Genomic DNA, 12,680 nt, shown 5'->3' with positions numbered 1-12,680 from the left:
CGCCGGATCAGCCGCCCAGCTGCTTTTCCTTGAGCTCGGCCAGCGTCTTGCAGTCCACGCACAGGGTGGCCGTGGGACGGGCTTCCAGCCGGCGAATGCCGATCTCGACGCCGCAGGCCTCGCAGAAGCCGTAGTCGTCCTCGTCGATCATGTCGAGCGTCTCGTTGATCTTCTTGAGCAGCTTGCGCTCGCGGTCCCGGGTGCGCAGCTCCAGACTGAAGCCCTCCTCCTGGGTGGCGCGATCGGCCGGATCGGCGTAGTTGTTTGCCTCCTCCTGCAGATGGCGCACGGTGCGGTCCACCTCTTCCATGAGATCCTGTTTCCAGCCCAGCAGGATCTGTCGGAAATGCTCCAGCTGCTTCTCGTTCATGTACTCCTCACCCGCCGCCGGTTCGTAGGGGGTGAACTTCTCGGGAGCTTCCGTTTTCTTGTCGGCTACTGGCATGGTGCTGCCTCCTGGCATGGTGCTGCCTCGTTACTGGTGTGACTGCTGATCGATACTCGCCGCCTGGCAAGATATCTCACGCCAAAGGCATGCTTGTTTAGCCGATAAACCCTATCTTTGCAAGCTCGACTGGGCATATGGCTGCGATCTTGCCACCAAAGTCGCTACACTAGGGCCCAGTGACACCACACTTTGACCGTGCCGTGGGAGGATTGACTCCCTGGCATGTTGGCCCAACGACAGGAGTCCTGCCATGGCCTGGAGCCCCCGAGTCGATCAGGTCGCCCCCTTTCGGGTGATGAGCCTGCTGGAAACTGCCCAGGCCCGCGAGGCGGCCGGCCATGATGTGATCCATCTGGAGGTCGGCGAGCCGGACTTCCCGACCCCCGAGCCGGTGGTCGCCGCCGGTCAGGCCGCCCTGGCGGCGGGTCACACCCGCTACACGCCGGCGGCTGGGTTACCAGCCCTGCGCGAGGCGATCGCCGGCCACTACGCGGACCATTTCGGTGCCGAGGTGGATCCGCGACGCATCCTGGTCACCCCCGGTGCTTCCGGCGCGCTGCTGCTGGCCAGCCAGCTGCTGGCCGGGCCCGGTGACCGGGTGCTGATGGCCGATCCCAACTATCCCTGCAACCGTCACTTCATGGCCCTGGCCGGGGCCGAGGTGGATGTCGTGCCGGTCGGGCCGGAGAGTGGCTGGCAGCTGGATGCCGGGCTGGTCGAGTCCCACTGGCAGGCGACAACGCGGTTGGCGATGCTGGCGACGCCCTCCAACCCTACCGGTCATATGCTGGATGCCGGCCAACTGGCAGCGGTGGCCGAGACCGTGGCCGGACGCGGCGGTCATCTGCTGGTGGACGAGATCTACCAGGGCCTCTGCTATGACCTCGAGCCCCTCTCGGTGGCCTCGATCACTCCCGATGCCTTCGTGGTCAACAGCTTCTCCAAGTACTTCGGCATGACCGGCTGGCGCCTGGGGTGGCTGCTGGCGCCCGAGGAGGCAGTCGAGCCGCTGACGCGGCTGGCCCAGAACGTCTTCCTGGCCGCCCCCACCCCGGCCCAGCATGCTGCCCTGGCCGCCTTCGCGCCCGACTGTCGCGCCATTCTCGAGGAGCGCCGAGTCGAGCTGGGACGCCGCCGGGATGCGTTGCTGGCCGGACTTTCGCGGCTCGACCTCACTCCCTCGCTGCCGCCCCAGGGGGCCTTCTACCTGTGGCTGGATATTTCCCGCTACAGCCACGATAGCCAGGCCTTCTGCCAGCGCCTGCTGGAGGAGGAGAATGTCGCCATCACGCCGGGAGTCGACTTCGCCGTGCAGGGCGGCGAACGGCATGTACGTATTGCCTTCACGACCGGCATCGAGCGCCTGGAGGAGGCGGTGAGCCGACTCGAACGCTTCGTGGCGCGCCAGTAGATGGCGAACATGGCGTATCCCGAGCTGGTGCCAGGCGTGCTGTTGCGCCGCTACAAACGCTTCCTGGCCGATGTGCTTCTCGACGATGGCCGCGAGGTGGTGGCTCACTGCCCCAATACCGGCTCCATGCGAGCGGTGAACATTCCGGGTTGCCGGGTATGGCTATCGCCCAGCGACAACCCGAAACGCAAGCTGGCCTGGACCTGGGAGCTGATCGAGCTGCCGCAGCCCGATGGCAGCCTGGCGATGGCCTCGGTGCAGACCGGGCGGGCCAACCGCATCGTCGAGGGGGCGCTGCGTGCCGGGCGGGTCCCGGCGCTCGCCGGGTATGCCGAATTGCGGCGCGAGGTTGCGGTTGCCACTCAGGGAGAGAAGGCCTCGCGGATCGACTTCCGGCTCGACGATCCCGAGCGTGGCACGGCCTTCGTGGAGGTCAAGCAGGTGACGCTCAGGGAGCCCGATGGGCACGGCTACTTTCCGGATGCGGTGAGCGAGCGGGGCAGAAAGCACCTGGAGGCACTGATGGGCCTGGCGCAGGCGGGGCAGCGTGCGGTGCTGCTGTTCTGCGTGGCCCACGAGGGGATCCCCGACGTGGCTCCCGCCGAGCACCTTGATCCCGCCTATGCGGCTACCCTGCGCGAGGCAGCGGCGAACGGCGTGGAGGTGCTGGCGCAGCGCTGCCGGGTGCAGCGGCGTGACGGGAGGCCGGTCGATATCCATCTGGATGTCGAACTGCCGGTGGCACTCGAGCGCCGCTATAGCGGCTGAGGAAGCGTCGAGAGTGCGGCGGCCGGCGCCGCACCCCGGTCGCTAACGGTCGATATAGAAGCGCTGGATAAACTGCAACTGGGCCGGTTCGGCGTTGCGGTCGTGGAACACCTCCAGGTCGAAGCGCATCGGCGCCCCGTCGTCGATACGAAACACCGCCACCTGAGAGGGGGTGTCGCCGATGCGCAGGGTGCGGAAGCTCAGCGGCCTGCCGTCGTCACTCTCGCCGATGCCGCCGACCCGACCATCGACCCTGGCGGGCACGTTGCGGGTGGTGCCGTCTTCACGCTCCTCGAGCACGCTGACGTTGAGCAGCGCCAGTGCCGGGCTGCGCTGGATCTGGTGTTCACGCGCCACTGCCTCGGGCAGGAAGCTGGTGCTCACCGCGCTGTAGTGAATCTGGACGTCGCCTATCTGCTCGAACTGCTGGGCGGCGGCGGTGCTGGCCAGCAGTGCCAGAGTGCCCGCGAGCAGGGCGGACAGGATGCCTCGCGTCATGCGCTGACTCCTCATGCGCTTACCCCTCTTGCCGTCATTCACTGGACCCTTCCTGGTCAGCCGCGGGCGACCCGGAAGATGGCGATCTCGCCGAACAGGTTGGGCCATAGCCGCGAGGTCCAGTGGCCCTCGTGGTCGCCAATGCCCACTGCTCGGTCGACGATGATCAGACCCTTGTCGCGGCAGAGTTGTTCAAAGTCGTTGAAGGTCGAGAGATGAATGTTGGGCGTGTCGTACCAGGCGTGAGGCAGCGACTTGGAGACCGGCATGTAGCCACGGATGCCCAGATGGACCCGGTGGCGCCAGTAGGCGAAATTGGGGAAGGTGATGATCGCCTCGCCGGCCACCCGCAGCATCTCGTCGAGGGCGAGATCGGGACGGCGCAGGGCCTGCAGGGCCTGGGTCATTACCACCAGGTCACAGGCACCATCATCGAAGTTGGCCAGCCCGTCGTCGAGGTTCTGCTCGATGACATTGACTCCCTTGGCGATGCAGGCGGTGATGCCCTCGGGGTCGATCTCCAGGCCGTAGCCGGTCACCCCCTTGCTGCGAGCGAGGGTCGCCAGCAGGGTGCCATCTCCGCAGGCCAGGTCGAGGATATGGGCGCCGGTCGGCACCCACTCATGGATCAGCTTGAGGTCCGGGCGATTCATGGGCGTTCCTCCAGCCCCAGGTCCCGAGCCACCCGCGACATGAAGGCGGCAAACACCGCCTGGTAGCGGGGCTCGGGCATCAGGAAGGCGTCGTGGCCGTGACTCGATTCGATGTTGGCGTAGCTGACCGGCTTGCCGGCGCGGATCAGGGCATCGACCAGCTCCCTGGAGCGCGAGGGCGGAAAGCGCCAGTCGGTGGTGAAGCTGGTTACCAGGAAGGGGCAGCGGGCCGGGGCGAGGGCGCGGGCCAGGTCACCGCCATGTGCCGCCGCCGGGTCGAAGTAGTCCAGCGCCTTGGTCATCAGCAGGTAGGTGTTGGCGTCGAAGGAGGTGGAGAAGGTGTCGCCCTGATAGCGCAGGTAGGACTCGACCTGGAACTCGACGCCGTAGCCGAAGTTGAAGTCATGGTTACGCAGGTCGCGACCGAACTTGTGGCCCATGGCATCTTCCGAGAGGTAGGTGATATGCCCCACCATGCGTGCCAGCTTGAGCCCGCGTCGGGGTATCGCCGAATGCTCGGCATACCAGCCGTCGTGGAACTCGGGATCGGAGCGGATGGCCTGGCGCGCCACCTCGTTGAAAGCGATGTTCTGGGCCGACAGCTTGGGCGTGGCGGCGATGACCGCGGCGCTGCCGACGCGCTCGGGGTAGCTCAGGGCCCACTGCAGTGCCTGCATCCCGCCCAGGCTACCGCCGATGACCGCGGCGAAGCGCGTGATCCCCAGGCGGTCGGCCAGGCGGGCCTGGCTGTGGACCCAGTCGCTCACGGTCACCATGGGGAACTCCGGCCCCCACAGGCGACCCGTCGCCGGATTGATGCTGTTGGGGCCGGTGCTGCCGTGGCAGCCGCCCAGGTTGTTGAGCGAGACCACGAAGAAACGCTCGGTGTCGATGGACTTGCCAGGACCGATATGCGCATCCCACCAGCCCGGCTTGCGCTCCTCGGCGTCGTGGTAGCCGGCGGCGTGGTGATGGCCGGAGAGCGCATGACAGATCAGCACGGCGTTGGAGCGCTCGGCGTTGAGGGTGCCGTAGGTCTCGTAGACGAGGTCGTAGGCCGGCAGTGTCATGCCGCAGGCCAGGTCCAGGGGGTCGTCGAAGTGCGCCGTCTGGGGCGTCACCAGGCCGACCGAGTCGCGTGCGATCTCGGGCATTGGTCCTTCCATGTCCAGTCGTTGCAGGGTTCGCCGCTCTCGTCAGAGGCCTACCAGGGCCCCGGCGATCCCGGCGGCTCGGGTTAGCGAGGCCACCACGATACCATCGATCAGGCTGATGGCGATGAAGACGAAGATCGGTGACAGGTCGATCATGCCCAGCGGCGGTATCACCTTTCGCACCGGTGCCATGATCGGCTCGAGCAGCTGCATCACCAGCAGGGCGCCCGGATGGCTGGCGTTGGGCGCCACCCAGCTGAGGATGATCATCACGATCAGGGCGAAGAAGTAGATCTTGAGAATGGCGTTGGCCAGCGCCGCCACGGCGCCGATGGCCACCCCCGCGATGGATGGCATGCCGAACCCGGCGATCTGCAGGATAAGCACGATGCCGACCGCCTTGATCACCAGGCCGCAGGCCAGGGTGGCCAGGTCGAAGCGGCCCATCACCGGTCCCAGAAAGCTCTGGAAGGGGCGCACCGTCGGTTGGGTGACCTTGACCACCGACTGGCTGATGGGGTTGAAGTAGTCGGCCCGGGATGCCTGCAGCAGAAAGCGCAGCATCAACAGGAAGATGTAGATATTGATCAGGGTGTTGACCAGCATCAGGCCGGCGCTGCCCAGTTGGCTGCCCATATGGGCCCTCCTTAGAATTGGCTTGAAGTTGGGTAGCGTGTCGACACGCCGCTCAGTTCTCGTCGAGTTCGTCGGCCATCTCGCGGGCGCGAGCCGAACAGGCGTCCATGGCCTCGGCCAGGGTGGTGCGCAGGCCGGCCTGCTCCAGGTGCTCGATGGCACGCTCAGTGGTGCCACCGGGTGACATCACGTTGCGCTTGAGCTCGGCCGGCGTCTTGTCGCTGGCCATGGCCATCTTCGCCGCACCATAGGCGGTCTGCATCGCCAGTCGGCGAGCGGTCTCGGCGGGAAGCCCCTGGCGGATGCCGGCCTCCTCCATGGCCTCGAACATCAGGAAGAAGTAGGCGGGCGCGCTGCCGGATACGGCGGTGACGGCGTCCAGCAGTGCCTCATCGTCTACCCACTCCACCAGCCCCACGGCCTCCATCAGCTCGCTGGCCAGCTGCCGTTGCGTCTCGTCGACCCTGGCATTGGCGTAGAGCCCGGCGGCACCGGCGCCGACCAGCGAGGGAGTGTTGGGCATGCAGCGTACCAGCGGCAGGTCATCGCCCAGCCAGCGCTCGAGGGTCGCGGCGGGCAGGCCGGCGGCGACCGAGACGATCAGCGGCCGACGCGCCTGAATGGCCTCGCCCAGTCCCTCGCATACCTGGCGCATGATCTGTGGCTTGACCGCCAGCACCACCACATCGGCATCGCTCACCGCCGCGGCGTTGTCGGTGGCGGTATTGATGCCGAGCCGCTCACGAAGAGGGGCCAGCATGGTGTCATCGGGAGAGGTGGCGGTGATATCGCCGGCGCGGAAGCCGCTATCGATCATGCCGCCGATGATGGCGCCGGCCATGTTGCCGGCGCCGATAAAGGTGATTCGGTTTGCCATGGGGAGGTCCTGTGCTATTCGGGATGGTGTGCTATTCGGGGTAGGTGGCCGCCGCCGGCGACCGCGGCATTGGGTCACTCATGTCGTTGTCTTGCTCCGAAGACGGCGGTACCCAGGCGTACCAGGGTGGCGCCCTCCATCACGGCGGCCTCCAGGTCGTCGCTCATGCCCATGGAGAGGGTGTCCAGCGGTGCCTCGGGGAAGCGCTCACGGAGCTCTTCAAGGGCCTCGCGTAGCCGGGCCAGGGGTGCACGCTGGGCCTCCATACCCTTGGCCGGAGCGGGGATCGCCATCAGTCCGCGCAGGCGGAGGCGCGGCATGGTCAGCACCGCCTCGGCCAGCGTGGGCAACTCGGCGAGACTCACTCCCGACTTGGAGGATTCGGCGCTGATATTGACCTGCAGGCAGATGCTCAGAGGGGCGAGTGACGCGGGACGTTGATCGTTCAGGCGCCGGGCAACCTTCTCACGGTCTACGCTATGGACCCAGGAAAAACGCTCGGCTACCTCTCGACTCTTGTTGGATTGCAGTGGGCCGATGAAATGCCACACGATACCCTCGAGCTCGGCGAGCTCGTCCTGTTTGCTCAGCGCCTCCTGGACGTAGTTCTCGCCGAAGTCGCGCTGGCCCAGGTGCCAGGCCTCACGAATCATCGCGGCGGGCTTGGTCTTGCTCACCGCCAGCAGGCGTGCATCGGCGACCGGGCGGCCGGCCGCCTTCAGGGCATCGGCCAGGCGTTGCCGTGCGGCGGCAAGGGATTCGGAGACGGCCGGCTCGGTCATGTCTCAAGCTCTGTCATACTGGACCTCACACATATTGGGCCTCACAACAAGACGCATCCTATCGGGAGCAGGGAAAACGCATGGATATTACCGAACTGCTGGCGTTCTCGGCAAAGCAGAACGCCTCGGACCTCCACCTGTCGGCCGGGTTGCCGCCGATGATTCGCGTGGATGGCGATATCCGGCGGCTCAATGTGCCGGCCATGGAAGATCGTGAAGTCCGCAAGCTGATCTACGACATCATGGCGGATCGCCAGCGTCGCGACTACGAGGAGTACTTCGAGACCGACTTCTCCTTCGAGGTGCCGGGTATCTCGCGCTTCCGTGTCAACGTCTTCAACCAGGCCCGTGGCGCGGGGGCGGTGTTCCGCACCATTCCCACCGAGGTACTGACGTTCGAGGATCTGGGGATGGGCCAGACATTCCGCCAGCTCTCCATGCTGCCACGCGGCCTGGTGCTGGTCACCGGCCCCACCGGCTCGGGCAAGAGCACCACCCTGGCGGCGATGATCGATTACATCAACGACCATCGCTACGAGCATATCCTCACCATCGAGGACCCGGTGGAGTTCGTCCACCGCAGCAAGCGCTGCCTGGTCAACCAGCGTGAGGTACACCGCGATACTCTCGGCTTTGCCCCGGCGCTGCGAAGTGCCCTGCGCGAGGACCCGGACATCATCCTGGTCGGCGAGCTGCGTGACCTGGAAACCATTCGCCTGGCGCTGACCGCGGCCGAGACCGGTCACCTGGTGTTCGGCACCCTGCATACCACCTCCGCGGCCAAGACCATCGACCGGATCATCGATGTCTTTCCCGGTGACGAGAAGTCGATGGTGCGCTCGATGCTCTCGGAGTCGCTGCAGGCGGTGGTCTCCCAGACGCTGCTCAAGCGCATGAGCGGTGGTCGGGTGGCAGCCCATGAGATCCTGATTGCCACCTCGGCGGTGCGCAACCTGATTCGAGAGGACAAGGTGGCGCAGATCTACTCGGCCATCCAGACCGGTGGCAACCAGGGCATGCAGACCCTCGATGCCGCCATGGCCAAGCTGGTGGCGGACAACGTGGTGGCACGTGACGAGGCCCAAACCAAGGCCAAGGGCATCATCTGAACAGACAGTTGCGCAGAGCAGAAGAGAATAACGATACAGGTAGAGGGGGCGGGGATATGACGGCTCAAGAGTGGCTCAATCAGCTGCTGGATATCATGGTGCACAAGGACGCTTCGGACCTGCTGATCTCGGTGGGGGCCCCTCCCACTCTCAAGATGGCAGGGCGGCTCACGCCCCTGGGTGAGCAGAGACTCAGCGTTCAGCAGGTCAACGAGCTGGTCAATGTCACCATTCCGGAGTCGATGCAGGCCCGCTTCACGGCCGAGCGGGAGGCCAATTTTGCACTCAGCCGCAAGGGCAAGGGGCGTTTTCGAGTCAGTGCCTTTCAACAGCGCAACCAGAAGGCGATGGTGATCCGGCGCATCGGTTTCGATATTCCTCATCTGGAAGAGCTGTCGCTGCCCACCACTCTTGGTGATCTGGTCAACAACAAGCGGGGCCTGGTGTTCGTGGTGGGAGGGACCGGCACCGGCAAGTCGACCACCCTGGCATCGATGATCCAGCAGCGCAACGAGACGCTGGGCGGCCATATCATCAGCGTCGAGGACCCCATCGAGTACATACATCCGCACAAGAAGGCGATCATCAACCAGCGCGAGGTGGGAATCGACACCGAGTCCTTCGAGGTGGCATTGAAGAACACCCTGCGCCAGGCGCCGGATGTGATCCTGATCGGCGAGGTGCGTAGCCGCGAGACGATGGAGCATGCCCTGACCTTTGCCGAGACTGGTCACCTCTGTCTGGCCACCCTGCACGCCAACAATGCGAACCAGGCCCTCGATCGCATCATCAACTTCTTTCCCATCGAACGGCACGCCCAGATATGGCTCGACCTGTCGCTCAATCTGCGTGCCATCGTCGCTCAGCAACTGCTGCCCACACTGGATGGCGGGCGCTGCCCGGCCATCGAGATCATGCTCAACTCGCCGTTGATCGGTGACCTGGTGCGCAAGGGGGAGGTCTCCGAGATCAAGAACGTCATGGCCCGTTCACGGGACCTTGGCATGCAGACCTTCGATCAGGCGCTCTATGACCTCTACACGGCGGGTAGGGTTTCCGAGGAAGTGGCCATGGTGCATGCCGATTCGCCCAATGACCTGCGCATGATGATCAAGTTTGGCGGTGGTGCGGGCAGCAAGGGAGTCGATCAGGCCAAGGAGGCTGCCGCGTCACTCTCGCTGCGCAGCGAGGACGACTTCTGAGGCGCCTCCGCGTGGGGCGCTCCTAGGGGGCGAAGACGCCGCCCAGTACGCGAGGGCCTGTGGCCCCGGTCACACTGGGCAGGTTACCCGGCAGGCCCGCCAGGCGGCGCCAGGCCAGCCAGGCGAAGGCGCCGGCTTCCAGCCAGTCGGCGGGCCAGCCCCACTCGGCGCAGTCGCCCAGGGGCGTGTCGGGAAGGCGACGTGCCAGCCGACTCAGCAGGTCGCGATTATGGGCACCGCCGCCGCAGGGAATCAGCAGCGTCGGAGGCGGGGCAGCGAGGCGCTCCCGGGCCATCTCCACGGCCAGGGCGACGCTCGTTGCCGTCAGCTCGGCCAGCGTTGCCTGCACATCCTCGGGGCGCTCCCTGCCATTCAGGTGTTCTGCCAGCCAGTCGAGATGGAACAGTTCACGGCCGGTGCTGCGTGGCGGCGGCAGGTGAAAGAAGGGCTCTTCCAGCAGGGCTGCCAGCAGTGTGTCGTCAACCCGACCGGAGCCTGCCCAGGCGCCATCGGGGTCGAAGGCGCCGCCGCGATGGCGTGCGTGCCAGGCGTCCAGCAGGGCGTTGGCCGGCCCCGAGTCGAATCCCAGCGGCGCACGGCTGTCCGCCTCGGGTGGCAGCAGCGTCAGGTTGGCGAAGCCCCCCAGGTTAAGCACCAGCCGCCACTCGTCAGGGGCCCGGAACAGCGCCTGATGAAAGGCCGGCGCGAGGGGGGCGGCCTGGCCACTGGCCGCCAGGTCACGGCGACGGAAGTCGGCCACCACCGCGATGCCGGTAAGCTCGGCCAGCCGGCTGGGATTGTCGAGCTGCAGGGTGTAGGCGGGACCGCCGGCATGGCCATGCGGCGCATGCTCGATGGTCTGGCCATGACTGCCGATGGCTTCCACTCTCTCGTTCGGTACATGGCTGGCGGTCAGAAGTGCGGCCACGGCCTCTGCCTGAAGCTTGCAGAAGGCTTCCTCCGCCGCCGCAAGCTCGGCGAAGGCGACGTGGTCGGCGTGGCAGAGCTGCCATAACAGCGTGCGCAGTCGAGCCGGCATCGGTTCGGCATGGCTGGCCAGCAGCCTGGGCCGGCCGGCCGTTGGCTCGTCGTCGATCTCCACCAGGGCGGCATCTACGCCATCCAGGCTGGTGCCGGACATCAGGCCGATATAAAGAGTCATGGCGGTCCCTCGAGCAATATGGTGTCAGCGCGACGCATCGACACATGCTACCATTCTGCCCCATTCGATATGGCCCCGAGGGGTCGAGCAACCTGATACGTGGAGTGGGAGACGATGAGCGATGTGGCGAGCGCACTGGCGCTGCTGAAGCGGGGCACCCAGGAGATCCTGCTGGAAGAGGAGCTGGTCAAGAAGCTGGAGTCCGGGCGCAAGCTGCGCATCAAGGCGGGCTTCGACCCCACGGCACCCGACCTGCACCTGGGCCACAGCGTGCTGTTGACCAAGATGCGCCAGTTTCAGGACCTCGGCCATGAGGTCGTGTTCCTGATCGGTGACTTTACCGGCCGCATCGGCGACCCCTCCGGCAAGAACGTCACTCGCAAGCCTCTCACCGAGGAGGAGGTCAAGGCCAACGCCCAGACCTACAAGGAGCAGGTGTTCAAGATCCTCGACCCCGAGAAGACCGAGGTGCGCTTCAACTCCGAGTGGTTCACCGCCATGAGTGCCGCCGACATGATCGAGCTGGCCGGGCAGAGCACGGTGGCCCGCATGCTCGAACGCGACGATTTCGAGAAGCGCTACAAGAACGGCCAGTCGATCTCCATCCATGAGTTCCTCTACCCCCTGGTCCAGGGCTACGACTCCGTGGCCCTGAAGGCGGATATCGAGCTGGGCGGTACCGACCAGAAGTTCAACCTGCTGATGGGGCGCGAGATCCAGAAGCACTTCGACATGCAGCCGCAGGTGGTGATTACCATGCCGCTGCTCGAGGGGCTCGACGGCGTGCAGAAGATGTCGAAGTCGTTGGGCAACTACGTCGGGGTCGACGAGACGCCGGGGTCGATGTTCAACAAGCTGGTCTCCATGCCCGACAGCCTGATGTGGCGCTACTTCGAACTGCTCTCTCTCAAGCCCAACGAGGAGATCGAGGCGCTCAAGCGAGACGTGGAGGCCGGTGCCAACCCGCGTGATATCAAGATGGAGCTGGCGCGAGAGCTGATCGGCCGCTATCACGGTGACGAGGCCGCCGCCAACGCCCACCGTTCCGCGGGGAACCAGCTCGCCGATGGAGAGCTTCCCGAGGACCTTCCCGAGATCGAGGTGGACTTCGAGGGTAGCGCCCAGGCCCCGATCGCCACCGTGCTCAATCGCTCCGGACTGACCAAGAACAGTGCCCAGGCCAAGGACATGCTCGGTAATGGGCGCGTCAAGGTCGATGGCGAGGCCGTCGAACGTGATCATATGCTGGATACCGGGAAGAGCTATGTGATTCAGGCGGGCAAGAAGCGCTATGCCCGCGTGACGCTCAAGTAACGAAGGAGGGCCTGGTCGGCCACGGTCGACGAGGACGTTGCGCCCGCCGAGTGCGGGCGCCGCTGTTTCTGGCGGTTATCTCTCGCTTTTATCTCTTCACTTCTTTCGGCCTTCTTTTTTCAGCCCTCTTTCAGGCGACGACGTTAACCGAAGACTTCGCTCAGCCAGGATATCCACAAGGTGTTTCGATGAGGGGCTGTGGATGGGCTGGGTGCGAGCCGAGGCGCCGGCTTCGACCATTTATCAGGTCCCTGAAACTTTTTTACAGGAAGGCCTTGCGGACCCGCGGGGAAAGCCGTAAAGTACGCATCCGCTGCCGGCGACGGGCAAACGTTGCAGGCGGTGGAGGTGACAGAAGTGACTGTTCTGCAATGGTTTTTTCGCAAAGCGTCGAGAAACACCGGTTGACAGTCGCGGCAGATTCGCTAGAATGTGCGCCACTCGTGACGGCGGCCTCAAGGCCTCCGCGGCGATCCTCTCGAAACGACCCTTCAAGGGTTGAGTGTCGAAAGGTGTCGGTCGCTCGCAAGGTTCCTCGGAATGCTTCGCCGGGTTGACAATGACAGCCAGTCACGTAGAATACGCCTTCCTCGCAGGGCGCTGGCGAGACCGCCGCTTCTTCGGTATGCAGTTCGGTACCAGGTGATAAAGCGACGGCTCGACAGT

The 12,680-nt window shown here is 65.3% G+C and carries 13 protein-coding genes; 5 read left to right on the top strand and 8 right to left on the bottom strand.

The genetic code is table 11. From position 1 onward, the window contains the following. Positions 1-7 precede the first annotated feature (7 nt). Positions 8-445 carry an RNA polymerase-binding protein DksA gene (dksA, locus tag IOC61_RS08945; protein WP_132042104.1) on the bottom strand — a complete coding sequence of 146 codons (438 nt, stop codon included), beginning with the start codon at positions 443-445 and terminating at the stop codon, positions 8-10. Between the two features lie 253 nt (positions 446-698). On the opposite strand from dksA, the gene IOC61_RS08940 reads away from it, so the two are divergent. Beyond that, on the top strand, positions 699-1,859 hold the full coding sequence (locus IOC61_RS08940; protein WP_195688489.1) for a pyridoxal phosphate-dependent aminotransferase: 1,161 nt from the start codon (positions 699-701) through the stop codon (positions 1,857-1,859). 9 nt (positions 1,860-1,868) lie between these two features. Continuing rightward, entirely contained in the window at positions 1,869-2,627 is a 759-nt protein-coding gene (gene sfsA, locus IOC61_RS08935) for a DNA/RNA nuclease SfsA (protein ID WP_195688488.1), read from the top strand. A 42-nt stretch (positions 2,628-2,669) separates the two neighbouring features. Here sfsA and IOC61_RS08930 read toward each other — a convergent pair whose 3' ends face one another. The 6 genes from IOC61_RS08930 to IOC61_RS08905 form a co-directional block, all read right to left on the bottom strand. After that, positions 2,670-3,125, bottom strand: coding sequence for a DUF4426 domain-containing protein (locus tag IOC61_RS08930; RefSeq protein WP_195688487.1), 456 nt, complete (start codon positions 3,123-3,125; stop codon positions 2,670-2,672). Positions 3,126-3,181: 56 nt separating this feature from the next. Next, on the bottom strand, positions 3,182-3,778 hold the full coding sequence (gene metW / locus IOC61_RS08925) for a methionine biosynthesis protein MetW (RefSeq protein ID WP_195688486.1): 597 nt from the start codon (positions 3,776-3,778) through the stop codon (positions 3,182-3,184). Then, entirely contained in the window at positions 3,775-4,932 is a 1,158-nt protein-coding gene (gene metX, locus IOC61_RS08920; protein ID WP_195688485.1) for a homoserine O-succinyltransferase MetX, read from the bottom strand. Before metX ends, metW begins: the two co-directional genes overlap by 4 nt. A gap of 42 nt (positions 4,933-4,974) precedes the next feature. Beyond that, a complete protein-coding gene (locus IOC61_RS08915; RefSeq protein WP_195688484.1) occupies positions 4,975-5,568 on the bottom strand; it encodes a YggT family protein in 594 nt (197 codons plus the stop codon). Between the two features lie 52 nt (positions 5,569-5,620). Next, entirely contained in the window at positions 5,621-6,445 is an 825-nt protein-coding gene (gene proC / locus IOC61_RS08910) for a pyrroline-5-carboxylate reductase (RefSeq protein ID WP_195688483.1), read from the bottom strand. A 74-nt stretch (positions 6,446-6,519) separates the two neighbouring features. Next, positions 6,520-7,227: a YggS family pyridoxal phosphate-dependent enzyme gene (locus IOC61_RS08905; protein WP_195688482.1), complete on the bottom strand. Its 708-nt coding sequence runs from the start codon at positions 7,225-7,227 to the stop codon at positions 6,520-6,522. An 80-nt stretch (positions 7,228-7,307) separates the two neighbouring features. Here IOC61_RS08905 and IOC61_RS08900 point away from each other — a divergent pair, with 80 nt between their 5' ends. Continuing rightward, on the top strand, positions 7,308-8,336 hold the full coding sequence (locus tag IOC61_RS08900; RefSeq protein ID WP_195688481.1) for a type IV pilus twitching motility protein PilT: 1,029 nt from the start codon (positions 7,308-7,310) through the stop codon (positions 8,334-8,336). 56 nt (positions 8,337-8,392) lie between these two features. Next, the gene (locus IOC61_RS08895; RefSeq protein WP_195688480.1) at positions 8,393-9,538 is read left to right on the top strand and encodes a PilT/PilU family type 4a pilus ATPase; all 1,146 of its coding nucleotides are present in this window, start codon (positions 8,393-8,395) and stop codon (positions 9,536-9,538) included. 22 nt (positions 9,539-9,560) lie between these two features. Here the strand turns inward: IOC61_RS08895 and IOC61_RS08890 are convergent, their stop codons facing one another. Then, entirely contained in the window at positions 9,561-10,700 is a 1,140-nt protein-coding gene (locus IOC61_RS08890) for an anhydro-N-acetylmuramic acid kinase (RefSeq protein ID WP_195688479.1), read from the bottom strand. A gap of 114 nt (positions 10,701-10,814) precedes the next feature. On the opposite strand from IOC61_RS08890, the gene tyrS reads away from it, so the two are divergent. After that, positions 10,815-12,014: a tyrosine--tRNA ligase gene (tyrS, locus tag IOC61_RS08885; RefSeq protein WP_195688478.1), complete on the top strand. Its 1,200-nt coding sequence runs from the start codon at positions 10,815-10,817 to the stop codon at positions 12,012-12,014. Positions 12,015-12,680: the final 666 nt, after the last annotated feature.

The organism is Halomonas sp. KAO, assembly GCF_015595025.1.
Taxonomy (GTDB): domain Bacteria; phylum Pseudomonadota; class Gammaproteobacteria; order Pseudomonadales; family Halomonadaceae; genus Halomonas.
The sequence above is the reverse complement of the archived record's forward strand: the minus strand, read 5'-3'. Positions and strand labels throughout refer to the sequence as shown.

What these genes read in the sequence shown, in the direction of transcription:
- dksA (WP_132042104.1), bottom strand. Translation starts at nt 445, where the DNA reads ATGCCAGTAGCCGACAAGAAAACGGAAGCTCCCGAGAAGTTCACCCCC.
- IOC61_RS08940 (WP_195688489.1), top strand. Translation starts at nt 699, where the DNA reads ATGGCCTGGAGCCCCCGAGTCGATCAGGTCGCCCCCTTTCGGGTGATG.
- sfsA (WP_195688488.1), top strand. Translation starts at nt 1,869, where the DNA reads ATGGCGTATCCCGAGCTGGTGCCAGGCGTGCTGTTGCGCCGCTACAAA.
- IOC61_RS08930 (WP_195688487.1), bottom strand. Translation starts at nt 3,125, where the DNA reads ATGACGCGAGGCATCCTGTCCGCCCTGCTCGCGGGCACTCTGGCACTG.
- metW (WP_195688486.1), bottom strand. Translation starts at nt 3,778, where the DNA reads ATGAATCGCCCGGACCTCAAGCTGATCCATGAGTGGGTGCCGACCGGC.
- metX (WP_195688485.1), bottom strand. Translation starts at nt 4,932, where the DNA reads ATGCCCGAGATCGCACGCGACTCGGTCGGCCTGGTGACGCCCCAGACG.
- IOC61_RS08915 (WP_195688484.1), bottom strand. Translation starts at nt 5,568, where the DNA reads ATGGGCAGCCAACTGGGCAGCGCCGGCCTGATGCTGGTCAACACCCTG.
- proC (WP_195688483.1), bottom strand. Translation starts at nt 6,445, where the DNA reads ATGGCAAACCGAATCACCTTTATCGGCGCCGGCAACATGGCCGGCGCC.
- IOC61_RS08905 (WP_195688482.1), bottom strand. Translation starts at nt 7,227, where the DNA reads ATGACCGAGCCGGCCGTCTCCGAATCCCTTGCCGCCGCACGGCAACGC.
- IOC61_RS08900 (WP_195688481.1), top strand. Translation starts at nt 7,308, where the DNA reads ATGGATATTACCGAACTGCTGGCGTTCTCGGCAAAGCAGAACGCCTCG.
- IOC61_RS08895 (WP_195688480.1), top strand. Translation starts at nt 8,393, where the DNA reads ATGACGGCTCAAGAGTGGCTCAATCAGCTGCTGGATATCATGGTGCAC.
- IOC61_RS08890 (WP_195688479.1), bottom strand. Translation starts at nt 10,700, where the DNA reads ATGACTCTTTATATCGGCCTGATGTCCGGCACCAGCCTGGATGGCGTA.
- tyrS (WP_195688478.1), top strand. Translation starts at nt 10,815, where the DNA reads ATGAGCGATGTGGCGAGCGCACTGGCGCTGCTGAAGCGGGGCACCCAG.